The organism is Achromobacter sp. (assembly GCF_057314935.1).
Genome location: NZ_DBHKZA010000016.1, coordinates 1 through 16,884 on the forward strand (window position 1 = coordinate 1; position 16,884 = coordinate 16,884).

The window sequence follows — 16,884 nt, forward strand, 5'->3', positions numbered from 1 at the left end:
GCCGTGAAGAAGCGCATGCTGGACATGGGCATCGACCCGCGTTCGGGCACCGCGGCCGAACTGGACAAGCAGGTCAAGACCGAACAGCCGATCGTCTCGCAACTGATCAAGCGGGCCAACATCGTCCTGCAATAAGCGCACGCGCGGCTCCCGCGCCAACGGTTTAGTGACAAATCGTTCGCGGTCTTGCCGGCCCGCGAAACGGCGGCAGGCCACTCGGCCCACCGCCCTTTCCCCCGACAGCGCCCATCCGGGTCCTGTCGGTTTTTTACGCCTTGCCTAACCGCTGGATACAGAAAGCGGGCACTTGCCGCTGCTAAGGTGAAGAGGATTCACCAGCGGGAGCCCGGATGCCTGATACCGAAGACCGATACGCCCGCCTGGACGCCGCCCGCTGGCTGGCCGCCGTGGCCGTCGTCCTGCTGCACAGCGCGGCGCTGATCGTCAGCGACCCGGCCGCGTATGGCGGCGGCGCCTGGCTGGCCGCCAATCTCTACGACTCGGCGGCGCGCTGGTGCGTGCCCGTCTTCGTCATGGTCAGCGGCGCATTGCTGCTGGATCCCGGCAAGCCCCAGGACGCCCTCAAGTTCTACAGCCGCCGCATGGCGCGCATCTGCGCGCCGCTGGTGTTCTGGACCCTGTTCTACCTGACGTGGCGCACGGGGCTGGACTGGTGGGACGGCGGGCGCGTCGACGTTTCCTTCTGGCCGCGCAAGGTCGTCCAGGGCGAGCCGTACTATCACCTGTGGTACCTGTACATGATCGTGGGGCTGTACCTGTTCGCCCCCCTGGCCCGCATGCTGTATGCGCGCAGCACGCCCCGCGGCAGGTCGCTCTGGGTCGTGGGCATCCTGGGGGTGGCGATCCTGGACGCGCTGTATCGCCGCGCGCTCGGCGCGCCGCACGGCTTCTTCCTGACTTGGTTCCTGCCCTATCTGGGCTACTTCGTGGCGGGCCGCCTGATTTTCGACGGAGAAATGCGTATCCCCCGGCCGGGCCTGATGCTGGCGGCCAGCGTGGCCGTCACCGCGCTGGGCGTGACGGCCATGTCCAACGGCCACACGCTGGACACCTATTTCTACGACTACTTCAGCCTGACGGTGCCATTCATGTCGCTGGCCGCCTTCCAGTGGATCGTGTCCTCGCCGCGGCTGCCACGGCTGGCCGCGCTGGCGCCGCTGACGTTCGGCGTGTATCTGATCCACCCCGTGTTCCTGGACGTGGCGCGCCGCGCCGGCGCGTTCACGGGCGGCGATCGCGACGCCTGGACCGTGCCGCTGCTCACCCTCGCCGTATTCGCCCTGTCGGCCGCCAGCAGTTGGCTGCTCAGGCGTCATCCGGCGACCCGCCGGCTCGTCTGAAAGACCTACGCCGCGAAGGGTTAATCGGGTTTGGCACCCGGCCAAACATGCCCCTCCACAACTTCACCAAGCTTCACGGATCTTCACGGGCGTAGGGGAATCCCTTGGGGTACAATTCACGGCTTATTTGATCGGCCAGACACCGATTTTTCTTCGCGCCAGCACGGATTTAGCCAAGCTCGACTGTTGAGCTCAAGCGTTTGCACAAGCAGTTCGCAAAATCGCTGGGCTTGAAACAAAAGCGCTTGGCAGAGCTCAAACCGTCCTGGCTTTTTTATCCGAGCGGAGGGAATCATGACCGACATCGGTCGGATGGCACATGTCGTGCCAGCTCGCACCCAGCTACCCGTCAGTGCTTATTTTGACGAAGCCCTCTTTGCCCGCGAGCAAGAACTCATTTTCAAGCAATCCTCGCAGTACGTCGGCCACCAGAAATTGGTGCCCGAGATCGGGGATTGGCGTACGTTGGTTCAGGAAAACGCAGGGCGCGTGCTGGTTCGCAATCAGCAAGGCGTTGAACTCATCTCAAATGTCTGCCGTCACCGCCAGGCGTTGATGCTGGGCGGCGAGGCCGGCAATGTGGCCGGCAACTGCAATTCCCAAGGCAATCTGAAAGCCACCGGCGGCAACATCGTCTGCCCGCTGCACCGCTGGACGTACAACAACCAGGGCGAGTTGTTGGGCGCGCCGCAGTTCGAGACCACGCCCTGCATGAACCTGCAGAAGTTCCGGCTGCGCGATTGCCACGGCCTGCTGTTCGAAGGCCCGCGCGATCCGGCCTCCGACATGGCCCCGCTGTTCTCTCGCCCCGAGTTCAACTTCGGCGACTACGTGCTCGACCATGTCGAAGTGCATCAGTGCAACTACAACTGGAAGACCTTCATCGAGGTCTATCTTGAGGATTACCACGTCGGTCCGTTCCACCCCGGCTTGGGCCGCTTCGTCACCTGCGACGACCTGACCTGGGAATTCAACGACTGGTACAGCCTGCAGAAGGTCGGCGTGCACAATGCGCTGGCGCAACCGGGTTCGGACGTGTACAAGCAGTGGCACGACCGCCTGCTGTCGTTCCGCGACGGCGACGCGCCGGATTTCGGCGCCGTGTGGGTCACGTATTTCCCGACCCACATGATCGAGCTCTATCCGCACGTGCTGGTGTTGTCGACGCTGTATCCGAAGAGCCCGCAGGAAACGATCAACGTCGTCGAGTTCTACTACCCCGAGGAAATCTCGGCGTTCGAACGCGAATTCGTCGAGGCGCAGCGCGCCGCCTACATGGAGACGGCCATCGAAGACGATGAGATCGCCGAACGCATGGACGCAGGCCGCAAAGCCCTGATGCTGCGCGGCGTGAACGAGGCCGGCCCCTACCAGTCGCCGATGGAAGACGGCATGCAGCATTTCCACGAGTGGTACCGGCGCATCATGCAAGACGTGTGAACGCAGGCCCTGCCCACACAGGGCTTGCCGCAATCGGAACAAGGGCCTCGCGCATCGCGAGGCCCTTTTCATTGCGCGGCGCGAAGCGCGCCATTACCCGATCGCGCCTGCCACCGTGCGTTCGCCGATGGCCAGCCCCACCGTCATGCCGACGCCGGAGTGCATGACCGCCACGGTCGTGGCCGCGTCCACCGGCATCACCGAGAACGGCGCCGGGCCGTGGGCGCCGTACACGCCCTGCCAGCGCTCCACCACGCGCAGGCGCGCTCCCAGCGCCTGCGACGCCAGGTCCAGCATGGCGTTGTCGACCGCCTCGTCATTGAACGGGAACGCATCCTGGCCATAGCGGTGCGAATCCCCGATGATCAGTTCGCCATAAGGCGTGGGGCTGATCAGCAGGTGGATGCCGTTTTCCAGCAGCATCGGCGTGCGCGCCTGGATCACGTCGCGCAGGGCATGCGCCGACGGCAGATCCGAGAAGGCGCCGTAATGCACGCAGGACAAGCCCGTCAGCAATGGGCGGTCCAGCGCGACGGGGTTCGTCTCGAACGCCGCGCGCAGCATCTGCAGCCGGGTGATTTCCAGATTCAGGGGCGCGAAGCGTTCAGGCAACAGCGTCAGGTAGTCGTGGCCGGGGCACACAAAGACGTGCTTGCCCTGAAAGTCGCCGGCGGTCGTGCCGACCAGGCCGTTTTCCACCGCGCGCGCGAGCGTGCCGGTGATGAAGGTCACGCCCAGGGCTTCAGCCAGATAGCGCGTGATCGCAGGCAGGGCCTCGCGGGAGTAGATCTGCAAGTCGTCGTGGCCGCGCAGCCCCATGCAGTGGTGCGCCAATTGGCCATCGTACAGGCCGGCCACGTCGCGGGCGGACAGCAGGTCCGCGCGATAGCCTTCCTGCTTCAGGCGGGTGTCCGCAAACTCCTGCAGCACGGTGGCCTCATCGGCATTGCGGGCCAGCACGAGGGCGCCGTTGGCGCGCACATGGAAGCCGGCCTTGGCGGCCAGATCCAGCCACAGTTCGCGGGCCTGCTGCGCATGCGACAGCATCATGCCGGGCGGCTGGCCGGTCACGATGACCTGGCCGAAGTTGCGGATCGTGGCGCCGTGCGCCTGGCGGCTGCGTTCGATCACGGCCACCGACAAGCCGCGCTTGGCGGCTGCCCAGGCGTGCGCGATGCCGAGCATCCCTGCGCCCACCACGATTACGTCGTAAGTTTTCATCTCAGGAACATTGCTAGAGGAATAGCGGGGGAAGCCGCCGCGCCGCGGCGCTTCCCGGCGGGCGGCGGCGCGGGGCGAACCGCGCTGCCGCATTGGCGGACGCTTACTTCTTCTTCGGCTCGGACTTGCCGTCGTAGCGCTTGGTCCATTCGGCGATGATGCGTTCGCGGTTCGTGGCGGCCCACACGAAGTCGTTCTTGATCATGCGCTTGGTCAGGTCGGCCGGCAGGTTGGGGTTGACCGTGGCGATGGACGGGATCGCCAGCACCGCGAAGTTGGCCTTGTACAACTCGTTGGCCTCGCGGCTGGCGGAGAAGTCGGCCAGCTTGCGGGCGGCTTCCAGGTTCTTCGTGCCCTTCATGATGGCGGTGGCTTCGACTTCCCAGCCCAGGCCTTCCGACGGGAACACGGCTTCGACCGGCGCGCCGTCGGCCTTCAGCTTGGCGGCGCGGTAGTCGAAGGACACGCCGATCGGGAACTCGCCCGCGGCAGCCATGTTGCAAGGCTTCGAACCCGAGTGCGTGTACGAACCGATGTTCTTGTGCAGGGCGTCCATGTAGGCCCAGCCCTTCTCTTCACCGAAGATCTGCAGCCACGCGCTGACATCCAGGAAGCCCGTGCCCGAGGAGGCCGGGTTCGGCATGACGATCTTGCCGGCGTAGACCGGCTTGGTCAGGTCTTCCCACGACGTGGGCTTGGGCAGCTTCTGCTTTTCGGCTTCGATGGTGTTGAAGCAGATGGCAGCGGCGTAGCCGTCCATGCCGACCCACGACGGCTCGGCCTTGGCGTCGCGCATGTTCGCGGCGATCTGGTCCAGGCCCTTGGGGGCGTAGGGTTGCAGCATGCCTTCCTTGTCCATCAGACCCAGCGCCGTGCCGGCCAGGCCCCAGATCACGTCGGCCTTGGGGTTGCTTTTTTCAGCCAGCAGCTTGGCGGCGATGATGCCGGTGGAGTCGCGGACCCACTGGATCTTGATGTCGGGATTGGCGCGCTCGAACGCGGCCTGGTAGACCTTGATCTGGTCGGCTTCGAGCGCGGTGTAGACCGTCAGCGTGGTCTCGGCGGAGGCGGCGCCCATCACGCCCGTCAGGGCGGCGGCCAGTGCAAGCAGCTTGTAGCGATTCATGAAGAACTCCGTGGATGAGCGGAAAAAAAGGGTGAGGGTCGCCCCCGCGGCCGACGGCTGCCGGCTGCGGTACGCGGTGTGTAAGAGAGGAATGCGGCCGGCGGCGCCGGTCGGTCGGGGTCTAGTTCAGGGCCGTTCGCCTCGCGCCAGACGGGCTTCGACATCGGTCACGACGGCCGGCAGGTCGGCCACCGTGTCGATCAGGTAATGCGGGGCGGCGGTCGAGAGTTCGCGAGTCGCCTCGGCGCGCGCCTTGTCGCGCCCCGCTTCGTCCAGGCTCAGGTATTCGTCCAGCGTCAGGCCGGCGGCGTTGCCCGACAAGAGCAGCCCCACCGTCCACATGCCGGCACGGCGGCCTTCTTCGATGCCGGGCGAGGTGTCGTCAACCTTGATGCAGCCTGCGACGTCCGACAGGCCCAGTTCCACGACGTTCTTCAGCGCCATCGCCGGCGCCGGGCGCGCGCGCGGCACGTCGTCGCTGGCCACGATGCAATCGGGCTCCAGGCCTTCGGAGGCGGCGCGCTCGACGACGCGACGCATGACGCTGCCCGGGTAGCCCGAGCAGGATCCGATCTTCAGGCCGTGCTGGCGCAGCGCGCGCAGCAGTTCGGCCGCGCCGGGGATGGCCGCCGAATACTGTGCGACCTTTTCCAGCTGCATCGGCAAAAAGCGTTCATAGATGGCGGTCACGTCGTCATCGGTCGGCAGGCGGCCGAACTGGGCCTGGTACTGGCTGGCGATGGCGGGCTGGTCGCACAGGGCGCGGATGTGGTCCCACTTGCCCATGCCCATCGGGCCGCGGGCCTCTTTCAACGACACGTCCATGCCGAACTGCGAGAACGCATCCACGAACACCTTGGTGGGCGCGAACGATCCGAAGTCGACCAGCGTGCCGGCCCAGTCGAAGATCACGGCTTCCAGTTGAACGGGCAAAGGGGAAACAGTCATGAGGGTCATCCTAAGAATAAGCGGTCAAGAAGCCACGGGGCGGCGCCAGGCCTGGCTGCGCGCCACCAGCGCGCGGCTGGCCAGGTGCAGCACCAGGGCCGCGACGGCCGAACTGGCCATGATCACCGTGCACATGGCGGCGGCCGGACCGATGAAGCCGGCGTCGTCCATGTTCAGCACGGCGACGGCGGCCAGCACCGTGGACGGGCTGTACAGGAACACCACGGCCGACACGGTCGTCATGGCGGAAACGAACAGATAGCGCGCAACGTCCAGCGCCGCCGGCAGGCACATCGGCAAGGTCACGCGCAGGAACGTCGTCATGCGCGGCACCTTCAACGACGCCGAGGCGGCTTCGAACTCCGGATCCAGCGCGTTGAGCGCGGTCGCCGCCGTCAGGTGCGCGCTGGTGTAGAAGTGGACGACCGTGCACAGGATCAGCAACGGCATCGTGCCGTACAACACGTTCAGCGGGTTCAGCAGGCTGTTGAAGAAGAAGATGTAGCCCAGGCCCAGCACCAGTCCCGGAACGGCCATCGGCATCAGCGCCAGCATGCTGACGGCGCCGCGCAGGCCGCGCGCCACCGAGCCGCGCGCGGGCACCTTCTCCATCATCCAGGCGCCGACGAACACCACCGCCGTGCCGATCACGGCCGTGCAGAACGCCAGCTGCAAGCTATTGCGCCAGGCCAGCCAGCCCCCGCCGTCCATGTTGTCGAAATCGTAGGAACGCAACGACATGGACAGGTTGTACGGCCACATCTTCACGAACGACGCCCAGACGGCCACGCCGATGATCAGCAGCAGGAAGGCGGCCAACACGCCGGCCAGCGCCAGGAAGGCGGCATCGCGCCGGCCATTCACGCCCGAGACATAAGGTTGGGCCCGGCCGCTCATCTGGGCGCCTTGGCGGGCGCGCAGCCGGCGGTCCAGCACGAAGGTCAGCAACGCGGGCAACAGCAGCAGGATGCCGATGGCCGCGCCTTTGGGGAAGTTCTGCTGGCCGACCACCGCCTTATAGGCTTCCATGGCCAGCACGTTGTAGTCGCCGCCCACCACCTTGGGCACGCCGAAATCGGTCACGGTGAGGGTGAACACCACGCAGCAGGCCGAGAACACGGCATAGCGCGTGCCGGGCAGCGTCACGGTCAGGAACGTGCGCCACGGGCCGGCGCCCATCGCCCGCGCGGCGTCATACAGGCGGCCGTCGGCCAGCGTCAGGCCGGTCAGCAGGATCATCAGCGCGTGCGGGAAGGTGTAGAAGGCCTCGCCCACGACGATGCCCCAAAACCCGTAAATGGTGGCGCCCCCCGTCAGGCCCTTGAGCAGGCCCTGGTTGCCCAGCAGATAGACCAGCGCGATGCCGGGCAGGAGCGAAGGCGCCAGCAGCGGCAGCAGCGCGATGGTGCGCAGCACGCCCTTGCCCGGCAGCCGCGTGCGGGTCAGGCCATACGCGAAACCGTAGGCGCACGGCACCACCAGCAGCATCGTGACGATACCGACCATCAGGCTGCGCCCGACCATGGAAAGAAAGCCGTCCGCGCCGATGATGCCGGTCACGACCGACAGGCCGGCCCAGGCGCCGTCGCTGTCGGTGACGGATTTGACCAGGATCGCGGCCAATGGCAACGCCAGGAACAGCACCAGGAACAGCACCAGCGCGCCCTGCCCCGCGGTCAGGCCCAGCGCCCCGATCCAGCCGGGCAAGGGGCGGCGGCCCAGGACGACCGCGGGCACGGCGGGGGATGCGGGCATGGCGGCCGAGGCGGCCGTTTCGGCGGCGGAAGATCCAGTCATGGCGGAATCAAGCGTAGGCGCGAATCGCATGGCGCGGCAGCTCCACCCAGCAACGGCTGGCAGCGTGAGGGCCCAGCAGGGCGTCTCCGATTTCTGGGGACACGATGGAGTGCACGGTGGAACCGGGCACCCCCTCCAGGCGCAACGCCAAGCGGTAGCCACGGCCCAGGAACACGCCGTCCAGCACGTCGGCAAGCATCGAATTCGGTTCTTCCGGACGCGCCATGCTGACGCGCACCGCTTCGGGACGCACGAACAGCTTGCCCGACTGGCCGCCCAGCGCTTCGTCCACGGCCAGTTCCTGGCGGCCGACGCGTGCCCGATGGGCGTCGATGCGCTCGAACGGCAGCCAGTTCGCCTCGCCCACGAAATCGGCGATGAAGGCCGACCCCGGCTGACGGTAGAGTTCGCGCGGCGTCCCGTACTGTTCAATGACACCGCCGTTCATGACAGCGATGCGGTCGGCCATCACCATGGCCTCTTCCTGGTCATGCGTCACCATCAAGGTCGTGATGGACAGGCGCTTTTGCAAGGCGCGCAGCTCGATGCGCAGGTGCTCGCGCACCCGGGCGTCCAGGGCGGACATGGGTTCGTCCAGCAGCAGCAACGACGGCGACGGCGCCAGCGCGCGCGCCAGGGCCACGCGCTGTTGCTGTCCGCCGGAGATCTGTCCCGGATATTTGTCCGCGGCGCCGGCCAACCCCACCAGCGTCAGCATTTCCTCGACCCGGTTGGCGACGTGCTTGCGGTGGGCGCGCTTGCCGCTCAGGCCGTAAGCCACGTTCTGGGCCACGGTCAGGTTGGGAAACAGCGCATAGGACTGGAACAGGATGCCGTAGTCGCGCTCTTGCGGCTCGGCATGGGAAATATCCCGGCCCGACAGCACGATGGTGCCGCTGTCCTGGCGCTCCAGGCCGGCGATGGCCCGCAGCAGGGTCGTCTTGCCGCAACCGGACGGGCCCAGCAGGCACACCAGCTCGCCTGCCCGGATATCCAGCGAAACATCGGCCAGCGCCGTATGGCTGCCGAACCGTTTCACGAGATTTCGAACTGTCAGAAAGCCCCCACGCTTCGCCCCATGCTGGTGCTCGCTGCCCCCCGAGGGGGCTTTTTCCCCTTGGGGCGGCCCGGCGGGGAAAAGGTCGTTATTGGGTTGGGGCATGGGGCCTCCGGTCTGGGAACGAAGGCAGTATGGAAGCCGTGTATTGAGTGTTTATGACACTTCGCGCAAATGCAGTAATAAAAACATCAAATTATTTTGGTGTACTGGCGGTCTTGCGCATTGCGTCCCTTTCCTGCCCCCCACCATCGTGCTTGTCGCCGAACTCAAATCCTTCTACGCCGTGGCTCGCTGCGGCACCGTCACCAAGGCCGCCGCCCAGCTGGGTGTCAGCCAACCCACGGTGACGGGGCAACTGCGCCAGCTGGAGTCGCGGTACGGCGTCGAGCTGTTTCACCGGCAGGGCCGCGGCATGCGTCTGTCAGATGCCGGCCATAGCCTGATGCCGATGGTGGAAAAACTGGTCCAGCAGGAAACCGAGATCGATTTCCGGCTGCGCGACGCCAGCGACCTGCGCGAGGGCAATCTGCGCATCGGCGCGACCGGCCCCTTCTACATCATGGATACGGTGCGCCGGTACAACCAGCGCTACCCCGGCATCGACCTGACCGTCACGATCGGCAATTCGCAGTCGATGCTGCAAGCGTTGCACGACTACCGCATCGAGATTGCCACGTCATCTTTTCTGATGGATGACAAGCACCTGTACCGTCGGATGATCGCGGCCGACCCGATCCGCGTGGTGACGCACCGCGACCACCCGCTGGCGCGCCGCAACCAGGTTCGCCTGGCCGACCTGGCCGATCACGCGGTGCTGCTGCGCGAGCCCGGCTCCATGACGCGCCAACTGACCGAGGACGCCCTGGCGGCGGCCGGCGTCACGGTGCGGCGCACCCTGGAGATCGGCAGCCGGGAGTCGATCCGGCAAGCGATCCTGTGCGACCTCGGCATCAGCCTGATCCCGTCGCGCGAAATCCCCTCGCATCCCGATCTGGCGGCGCTGGACATCGAAGGCGCCGACATCGTGATGAACGAATACCTGTACTGCCTGCGCGAGCGCCAACCGGTGCAATTGATCGCGCGATTTCTGGAGATGGCGCCGGCAGCCGGCTGACCGTGAAGGTCACTGCCCGCCTCTCCCCCTTGCGGCCACTCAGGAGACAACCATGGCCTTGACCTTGCAAGACATCGAGCAGATTTTCCTGGAGCGCGGACACCGTTCCTATCACGGCGAATCCGTCAGCCATTTGCGGCATGCGCTGCAGACGGCGGCGCTGGCCGAACGAAACGGCGCCAACGCGCAATTGATCACCGCCTGCCTGCTGCACGATCTGGGCCACCTGATCGCCGACCGGCCGGGCACGCCCACGCTGCGCGGCATCGACGACAAGCACCAGTATTTCGTGCTGCCGTTCCTGCGCGGGCTGTTCAGCTCGGCCGTGCTGGATCCCATCCGGCTCCACGTGGAAGCCAAACGCTACCTCTGCTACGTGGAGCCGCAATATGAAGCGTCGCTCTCGGAAGATTCGAAGCGCAGCCTGGCATTGCAGGGGGGCAGCTTCGATGCGGGCCAGGCGGTGGATTTCGCCAGCATGCCGGGCGCGCCGGATGCGATTCGTCTAAGGCGGTGGGACGACATGGCCAAGGTGCCGGGGCTGGCCACACCGCCCCTGGACCACTTCCTGGAAATCGCCGAAAGCGTCTCGGGACGGGTGAAGCTGGCCGCGATCTGGTAGCGGCGGCAAGCAAGCCAGGCGCGCCAAAGAAGAAAGCCAGGGCAATCGCCCTGGCTTGCGGTCTTGGTCAGAGGGGCGTAGGCCGCCTCAGGCGCCCTTGGCCACCGGGCGCGACGGGTCGCTGCACCACTCGCTCCACGATCCCGGGTACAGGCGCGATCCCGCCAGGCCCGCGATCTCCATCGACAGCAGGTTGTGGCAGGCGGTGATGCCCGAGCCGCACTGGTGCACGATGGATGCCGGGTCGCGGCCATCCAGCAAGCTTGCGAATTCGGCGCGCAACTGTTCGGCGCTCTTGAAGCGGCCGTCGGCTTGCAGGTTTTCGCCGTTGGGGCGGTTCAAGGCGCCCGGAATGTGCCCGGCCACCGGGTCCATGGGCTCGACCTCGCCGCGGTAGCGGTTGGCGGCGCGCGCGTCGATCACGGTGAAGGACGGCTGGGCGATGTTGGCCAGCACGGCGCTGGCGTCCACGGCACCCGCCAGCGACGCGCCCGGCTCCACGGGCTTTCCAGCCTGCACGGGCGCTGCGGGCTCGGTCGTCGTCGGCAGCCCGGCGGCCACCCAGGCCTGCCAGCCGCCGTCCAGCACGGCCACGCGGTCGTGGCCCAGCCAGCGCAGCATCCACCACAGATGCGCGCCATACATGCCGCCGCTGGCGTCGTAGGCGACGACCAGCGTCTGCGGCGTCACGCCGTGCGCGGCCATCAGCGCGCCGAATTCGGCGCGCGAGGGCAAGGGATGGCGGCCGTTCTTGCCGGTGCGCGGCGCGGCCAGTTCGGTCTCGTGGTCCAGGTAGCGGGCGCCGGGGATATGGCCGGCGTCATAGGCCTGGCGGCCGGCCGCGTGGTTGGTCAGGTCATGGCGCACGTCGAACACCCGCAGGTCGGGCGTATCGAGGCGCGCGGCCACATCGGCGGCGGAAATCAGTGTCATCGTCATTCGGTGTGCTCCTGGTCTAGGGGGCGCGGGTCAGGCCGGCTTGGGGTCGCGCATCGTGCGCCACACCGACAGCAGCCCCGCGGAAATGATCAAGCCCATGCCGGCCCAGGCCACGCCGTCCAGGTGGTCGCCCCAGAAGCCCATGCCCAGCAAGGCCGCGAAGATGATGGTGCTGTATTGCAGCGCCGCGGTCAGCAGCGCGGACCCCATGCCGAAAGCCCGGGTCATGGCAAGCTGGCCGAACATGCCGGCCACACCCACGCCGAACAGCGACGCGTAGCCCTGCCAATCGGCCTGGCCCCAGCCTTCGAACCATAGCCCGGCCACGCTGGACACGCAGACTGCCACGGAAAAGAACAGCACGGTGCGCCATTCGGGTTCGCCGATCCGGCCGAGTTGGCGGATCTGCATCATGGCGATCGCCGACATGGCCCCGGCGCCCATGCCCATGACCGCGGCCACCCATTGGTCGTCGTTGATGCTGGGCCGCAGCACGGCGATCACGCCCAGAAAGCCCAGCGCCACCGCCACGATGCGCACGGGGTCGCGCTGCGCGCCGCCCCAGCCCAGCATCCAACAGGCGATGAAAAGCGGCGCGGTGTAGTTCAGGCTGGTGGCGGTGGCCAACGGCAGGTGCGAGATGGCGAAAAAGCCCAGCCACATCGACGTGACGCCGGACAGATTGCGCCACAGGTGCAGCTTCCAGCTGGTGGGGATGATGGATTGCCGGCCGGCGCGCGCCCACAGCAGCAGCAGGATCACCGAAGGCAGCCCGCGGAACAGCACGATCTGCGGGAGGGAGGCGCCGTGCTCGGTACCGAGCTTCACGAACGACCCCATGATGGCGAACATGGCGGACGCCAGCAACATCCAGAGAGCCTGCATTGGGGTCTGCGCTAAGGGAAAAGTGGGGAGGAATAGGGGAAAGCGATACTATACTCTCCGTCACCGGGAGCGGTGCCGGCCAGTCGGGGAACTGGCGGGCCGCCGTAGTGTCGAACCCGGGTATTTCCCGCTCGCAGAGGAACACAAAAAACATGAAACGCATTGTCTTGTTCGTCATCACCAACCTGGCCGTCATGCTCGTGCTGTCGGCAACGCTGCGCATCCTGGGCGTAGACCGCTACATCACCGCCAACGGCCTGAACCTCAACGCCCTCCTGATCTTTTCGGTCGTCGTGGGCTTCACGGGCGCGATCATCTCGCTGCTGATCAGCAAGCCGATGGCCAAATGGAGCACCGGCGCGCAGGTGCTGGATCCGAACGCCCCGCGCAACCAGCGCGAAGCCTGGCTGGTCGACACCGTGCACCAGCTGGCCGACCGCGCCGGCATCGGCCGCCCGGAAGTCGCCATCTATGACGGCGCGCCCAACGCGTTCGCCACCGGCGCGTTCAAGAACGACTCGCTGGTCGCGGTGTCGACAGGCCTCCTGGAAAGCATGAGCGAAGAGGAAGTCGCCGCCGTGCTGGCGCACGAAGTGGCCCACATCGCCAACGGCGACATGGTCACGCTGACGCTCATCCAGGGCGTGGTGAACACGTTCGTCGTGTTCCTGGCCCGCGTGGTCGGCTACTTCATCGACCGCGTCGTGTTCAAGAACGAACGCGGCATCGGCCCGGGCTACTACATCACCGTGCTGGTCTGTGAAATCATTTTCGGCGTGCTGGCCTCGATCATCGTGGCCTGGTTCTCGCGCCAGCGCGAATACCGCGCCGACGCCGGTTCGGCTCACCTGATGGGCGCGCGCGAACCCATGATCCGCGCCCTGGCCCGCCTGGGCGGCCTGGAACCGGGCGACCTGCCCAAGTCCTTCGAGGCCTCGGGCATCACCGGCCGCGGCGGCATCTCGGCCATGTTCGCCTCGCACCCGCCGATCCCGGCCCGCATCGCGGCCCTGCAAAACGCGCGGGTCATCTAAGCCGGCCCCGGCCTGCTCCCCTTGCCCAAGCGGCAAAAAGCCCCTCCACGGAGGGGCTTTTTCATGGACGGCATCCGCCGCGCATCAGCACTCGACGATGTTCACGGCCAGACCGCCGCGTGCCGTTTCCTTGTACTTGGTCTTCATGTCGGCGCCGGTTTCGCGCATGGTCTTGATCACCGAGTCCAGCGACACATAGTGCTGCCCGTCGCCGCGCAGCGCCATCCGGGCCGCATTCACGGCCTTGATGGAGGCCATGGCGTTGCGCTCGATACAGGGGATCTGCACCAAACCGCCCACCGGGTCGCACGTCAGGCCCAGGTTGTGTTCCATGCCGATCTCGGCGGCGTTCTCGACCTGCTCCACCGTTCCGCCCAGCGCGGCAGCCAAGCCGCCGGCCGCCATCGAACACGCCACGCCCACCTCGCCCTGACAGCCGACTTCGGCGCCCGACAGCGACGCGTTGTACTTGTACAGCAACCCCACCGCAGCGGCGGTCAACAGGAATTCCCGCACGCCCTCGCGGTTGGAGCCCGGCACGAAGCGGTCGTAATAGTGCAGCACCGCCGGGATGATGCCCGCCGCGCCGTTGGTCGGCGCCGTCACCACGCGGCCGCCGGCGGCGTTCTCTTCGTTGACCGCCATGGCGTACAAGTTGACCCAGTCCATCACGGACAAGGGATCGGACAGCGTGCGCTCGGCGCGCTGGGTCAGGTTGCGGTACAGCTCGGGCGCACGCCGGCGCACGCGCAGCGGGCCGGGCAATTCGCCGTCGGCCTCCGGATAGTTGATGCCGCAGCCGCGCGACACGCAGTCCTGCATGACTTGCCAGATGCGGTCCAGGCCGCTGCTGGTTTCCGCGGCTTCGCGCCAGGTCAGTTCGTTCTGCATCATCAGCTGGGCCACCGACATCCCGCTTTCGCGGCACATGGTCAGCAGTTCGCGGCCCGAGCGGAAGGGATAGGGCAATTGGTTGTGTGCAGCGATGACCTGGCTGTTGGACGCGCCGGCCGTCACCACGAAACCGCCGCCCACCGACAGGTAGCGCGCCTCGCGCAGCGACTCGCCATTGGCATCGAGCGCGTGGAATTTCATGCCATTGGGGTGTTCGGCCATCGCCTCGCGACGGTAGAACACCATGTGCTCTTTTTCCACGAAGGGAACCGGGTAGCGGCCCAACAGCGGCAATTGGCGGCTGGCGCGCACGGAGGCGACCATGCCGACGATGGCGGCCGGATCGACGGTATCGGGGGCTTCGCCCATCAGGCCCAGCAGCACGCCCTTGTCGGTGCCGTGGCCTTTGCCCGTGGCGCCCAGCGATCCGTAGAGCTCGGCCCGGACATTGGCCACGCGCGGCATCAGGCCGTCGCGTTCCAGGCCTTGCGCGAACAGCAAGGCGGCCCGCATCGGCCCCACCGTATGGGAGCTAGACGGGCCAATGCCTATCTTGAACAGATCGAATACGGAAACGGCCACGCAGAACTCCAATACATCAAAGAATAGTCAGGCAATGATACGCGTAGCCACAGCCGTGCGCAGCAAAGCCCCGCCGGGCGTATGCTGTATCACGGCTACGGGTTTCCCCGCCAAGTCAGGCATGCGATCATTACAGAATTATTTCTTGTCATAAAAAGAACGGGAACACCCCTGGATGTCTGGACTTATTACCCTGCTTGACTTCGCCGGCTATGTCGCATTGCTCCTTTGGGGCGTGCACATGGTCCAAACCGGCGTCCAGCGCGCCTTCGGGGCCGCCCTGGGCGCGGCGCTGGGCAAGGCGCTGGGCACCCGCCTGCGCGCCTTCGCCGCTGGCCTGGGCATTACCGCCGCCTTGCAGAGCAGCACAGCCACCGGCCTGATGATCACCGGCTTTGCCGCCGGCGGGGTCGTCGGCCTGGTGCCGGCCCTGGCCGCCATGCTGGGCGCCAACGTCGGCACCACGTTGATCGTCCAGCTGCTGTCCTTCGACCTGACCTCGCTCGCCCCGATCCTGATCCTGGCGGGCGTTTGGATGTTCCGCCGTTATCCGCCCGGCCGCACCCGTGACCTGGGCCGGGTGTTCATCGGCCTGGGGCTGCTGCTGCTGTCTCTGCACCAGCTGGTCGAACTGTTCGAGCCCTTCCAGACCGCCCCCATGCTGGGCATGATCCTGGACGCCCTGGCCACCCAGCCGGTCGCCGCGGTGCTGCTGTCGGCCGCCTTCACCTGGGCCGCGCACTCCAGCGTGGCGGTCGTCGTGCTGGTCATGTCGCTGGCCAGCCACCACATGGTCGCGCCCCACGTGGCCTTTGCGCTGGTGCTGGGCGCCAACCTGGGCACCGCCATCAATCCGATGATCGAAGGCGTGACGGGCGACGACCCCGCCGCGCGCCGCCTGCCGCTGGGCAACCTGTTGACCCGGGTGCTGGGCGTGCTGGCCGGCTTGCTGCTGCTGCCGGTGCTGCAACCGCTGATGAGCGAAATGGCCAGCGACCCGGCGCGCGCCGTCGCCAACTTCCACACGCTGTTCAATGCGGTGATCGCCCTGGTGTTCCTGCCGCTCTTGACGCCCTACGCCGCCTTGCTCACCCGCTGGCTGCCCAAACGCGCCGACCCGAACGATCCTTCCCGTCCCCAATATCTGGATGAATGGGCGCACGATGTGCCTGCCGTGGCGCTGGGCAACGCGGCCCGCGAGGCGCTGCGCATGGCCGACATGGTGCAAACGCTGCTGCTCTACGCCCGGGCCGGCTTCAAGCGCGACAACCGTCACCGCATGGTGCAGGCACGCCAGCTGGATGCCGCGCTGGACAAGCTGGAAAACGCCATCACGACGTATCTGGCCACGCTGGACCAGGAAAACATGACGCGCGACGACGTGCAGCGCATGGACGATATCCTGGCCTTCACCAGCAATATCGGCCACGCGGGCGACATCGCCCACCACGGCCTGCTCAGCCACGTGGCCAAGTTGCGCAAGCAGGGCTGGACCTTCTCGCCCGAGCAGCGCGCCAGCCTGGACGACACCCTGGGCCAGTTGATCGCCAATGAACGCCAGGCGGCCGCGCTCTTCGTCAACGACGACCTGCGCCAGGCCCGCGCGCTGGCCGGGGAAAAAGCCCGCTTCCGCACGATCGAAACCCAGGCGGCGGACACGCACCTGCAGAAGATCAAGGCCGGCCAGGTGGATGCGGCCGAAGTCGGCGCGCTGTACCTGGACATCCTGCGCGACATGAAGGGGATCAACTCTCACCTGGTGGGAGCGGCGGCCTATCCGCTACTGGCCCGCCACGGCGAACTCTTGCCCAGCCGCCTGCGGGAAGCCGGGAATTAATGGCCCCCACGCCGCGCTCACTAC

Annotated in this window: 14 protein-coding genes and 1 pseudogene; 7 read left to right on the plus strand and 8 right to left on the minus strand. The window is 66.7% G+C overall.

What is annotated here, in order from left to right; all coding sequences use genetic code 11:
• The 3 genes and pseudogenes from ACO6D5_RS08095 to ACO6D5_RS08105 all read left to right on the plus strand — a co-directional run.
• A pseudogene (locus ACO6D5_RS08095) lies at positions 1–135 on the plus strand (tripartite tricarboxylate transporter substrate binding protein); the annotation flags it as partial.
• Positions 136–350: 215 nt separating this feature from the next.
• On the plus strand, positions 351–1,361 hold the full coding sequence (locus ACO6D5_RS08100) for an acyltransferase (protein WP_485825085.1): 1,011 nt from the start codon (positions 351–353) through the stop codon (positions 1,359–1,361).
• 294 nt (positions 1,362–1,655) lie between these two features.
• Entirely contained in the window at positions 1,656–2,801 is a 1,146-nt protein-coding gene (locus tag ACO6D5_RS08105) for an aromatic ring-hydroxylating oxygenase subunit alpha (RefSeq protein WP_315135115.1), read from the plus strand.
• 93 nt (positions 2,802–2,894) lie between these two features.
• Here the strand turns inward: ACO6D5_RS08105 and ACO6D5_RS08110 are convergent, their stop codons facing one another.
• The 5 genes from ACO6D5_RS08110 to ACO6D5_RS08130 all read right to left on the minus strand — a co-directional run bounded on the left by ACO6D5_RS08110 (position 2,895) and on the right by ACO6D5_RS08130 (position 8,932).
• The gene (locus ACO6D5_RS08110; RefSeq protein WP_315529245.1) at positions 2,895–4,022 is read right to left on the minus strand and encodes a TIGR03364 family FAD-dependent oxidoreductase; all 1,128 of its coding nucleotides are present in this window, start codon (positions 4,020–4,022) and stop codon (positions 2,895–2,897) included.
• A 103-nt stretch (positions 4,023–4,125) separates the two neighbouring features.
• Positions 4,126–5,148, minus strand: coding sequence for a putative 2-aminoethylphosphonate ABC transporter substrate-binding protein (locus ACO6D5_RS08115; RefSeq protein WP_088590223.1), 1,023 nt, complete (start codon positions 5,146–5,148; stop codon positions 4,126–4,128).
• Between the two features lie 126 nt (positions 5,149–5,274).
• On the minus strand, positions 5,275–6,105 hold the full coding sequence (gene phnX, locus ACO6D5_RS08120; protein WP_315529244.1) for a phosphonoacetaldehyde hydrolase: 831 nt from the start codon (positions 6,103–6,105) through the stop codon (positions 5,275–5,277).
• A 15-nt stretch (positions 6,106–6,120) separates the two neighbouring features.
• The gene (locus ACO6D5_RS08125) at positions 6,121–7,851 is read right to left on the minus strand and encodes a putative 2-aminoethylphosphonate ABC transporter permease subunit (RefSeq protein WP_485825118.1); all 1,731 of its coding nucleotides are present in this window, start codon (positions 7,849–7,851) and stop codon (positions 6,121–6,123) included.
• Positions 7,852–7,900: 49 nt separating this feature from the next.
• The gene (locus ACO6D5_RS08130; protein WP_485825086.1) at positions 7,901–8,932 is read right to left on the minus strand and encodes a putative 2-aminoethylphosphonate ABC transporter ATP-binding protein; all 1,032 of its coding nucleotides are present in this window, start codon (positions 8,930–8,932) and stop codon (positions 7,901–7,903) included.
• Positions 8,933–9,203: 271 nt separating this feature from the next.
• Here ACO6D5_RS08130 and ACO6D5_RS08135 point away from each other — a divergent pair, with 271 nt between their 5' ends.
• Together ACO6D5_RS08135 and ACO6D5_RS08140 are read left to right on the plus strand one after the other, a co-directional pair.
• Positions 9,204–10,067: a LysR substrate-binding domain-containing protein gene (locus tag ACO6D5_RS08135; RefSeq protein WP_315529242.1), complete on the plus strand. Its 864-nt coding sequence runs from the start codon at positions 9,204–9,206 to the stop codon at positions 10,065–10,067.
• Between the two features lie 52 nt (positions 10,068–10,119).
• Positions 10,120–10,689, plus strand: a complete 570-nt coding sequence (locus ACO6D5_RS08140; protein WP_006225066.1) for a phosphonate degradation HD-domain oxygenase — start codon at positions 10,120–10,122, stop codon at positions 10,687–10,689.
• Positions 10,690–10,776: 87 nt separating this feature from the next.
• On the opposite strand, the gene ACO6D5_RS08145 is transcribed toward ACO6D5_RS08140, so the two are convergent.
• Together ACO6D5_RS08145 and ACO6D5_RS08150 are read right to left on the minus strand one after the other, a co-directional pair.
• Positions 10,777–11,628: a sulfurtransferase gene (locus ACO6D5_RS08145; RefSeq protein ID WP_485825087.1), complete on the minus strand. Its 852-nt coding sequence runs from the start codon at positions 11,626–11,628 to the stop codon at positions 10,777–10,779.
• 30 nt (positions 11,629–11,658) lie between these two features.
• Positions 11,659–12,513 (minus strand): DMT family transporter, encoded by an 855-nt coding sequence (locus ACO6D5_RS08150; protein ID WP_035213204.1) that lies wholly within the window; start codon positions 12,511–12,513, stop codon positions 11,659–11,661.
• Between the two features lie 152 nt (positions 12,514–12,665).
• On the opposite strand from ACO6D5_RS08150, the gene htpX reads away from it, so the two are divergent.
• Positions 12,666–13,547, plus strand: a complete 882-nt coding sequence (htpX, locus tag ACO6D5_RS08155) for a protease HtpX (RefSeq protein WP_006225069.1) — start codon at positions 12,666–12,668, stop codon at positions 13,545–13,547.
• Positions 13,548–13,631: 84 nt separating this feature from the next.
• Here the strand turns inward: htpX and ACO6D5_RS08160 are convergent, their stop codons facing one another.
• Positions 13,632–15,023 (minus strand): L-serine ammonia-lyase, encoded by a 1,392-nt coding sequence (locus ACO6D5_RS08160; RefSeq protein ID WP_485825088.1) that lies wholly within the window; start codon positions 15,021–15,023, stop codon positions 13,632–13,634.
• 175 nt (positions 15,024–15,198) lie between these two features.
• Between ACO6D5_RS08160 and ACO6D5_RS08165 the strand changes: the two genes are divergently transcribed.
• Positions 15,199–16,860, plus strand: coding sequence for a Na/Pi symporter (locus ACO6D5_RS08165; protein ID WP_315529237.1), 1,662 nt, complete (start codon positions 15,199–15,201; stop codon positions 16,858–16,860).
• The last annotated feature ends 24 nt before the right edge of the window (positions 16,861–16,884 follow it).

What these genes read in the sequence shown, in the direction of transcription:
- ACO6D5_RS08100 (WP_485825085.1), top strand. Translation starts at nt 351, where the DNA reads ATGCCTGATACCGAAGACCGATACGCCCGCCTGGACGCCGCCCGCTGG.
- ACO6D5_RS08105 (WP_315135115.1), top strand. Translation starts at nt 1,656, where the DNA reads ATGACCGACATCGGTCGGATGGCACATGTCGTGCCAGCTCGCACCCAG.
- ACO6D5_RS08110 (WP_315529245.1), bottom strand. Translation starts at nt 4,022, where the DNA reads ATGAAAACTTACGACGTAATCGTGGTGGGCGCAGGGATGCTCGGCATC.
- ACO6D5_RS08115 (WP_088590223.1), bottom strand. Translation starts at nt 5,148, where the DNA reads ATGAATCGCTACAAGCTGCTTGCACTGGCCGCCGCCCTGACGGGCGTG.
- phnX (WP_315529244.1), bottom strand. Translation starts at nt 6,105, where the DNA reads ATGACCCTCATGACTGTTTCCCCTTTGCCCGTTCAACTGGAAGCCGTG.
- ACO6D5_RS08125 (WP_485825118.1), bottom strand. Translation starts at nt 7,851, where the DNA reads ATGCCCGCATCCCCCGCCGTGCCCGCGGTCGTCCTGGGCCGCCGCCCC.
- ACO6D5_RS08140 (WP_006225066.1), top strand. Translation starts at nt 10,120, where the DNA reads ATGGCCTTGACCTTGCAAGACATCGAGCAGATTTTCCTGGAGCGCGGA.
- ACO6D5_RS08145 (WP_485825087.1), bottom strand. Translation starts at nt 11,628, where the DNA reads ATGACGATGACACTGATTTCCGCCGCCGATGTGGCCGCGCGCCTCGAT.
- ACO6D5_RS08150 (WP_035213204.1), bottom strand. Translation starts at nt 12,513, where the DNA reads ATGCAGGCTCTCTGGATGTTGCTGGCGTCCGCCATGTTCGCCATCATG.
- htpX (WP_006225069.1), top strand. Translation starts at nt 12,666, where the DNA reads ATGAAACGCATTGTCTTGTTCGTCATCACCAACCTGGCCGTCATGCTC.
- ACO6D5_RS08165 (WP_315529237.1), top strand. Translation starts at nt 15,199, where the DNA reads ATGTCTGGACTTATTACCCTGCTTGACTTCGCCGGCTATGTCGCATTG.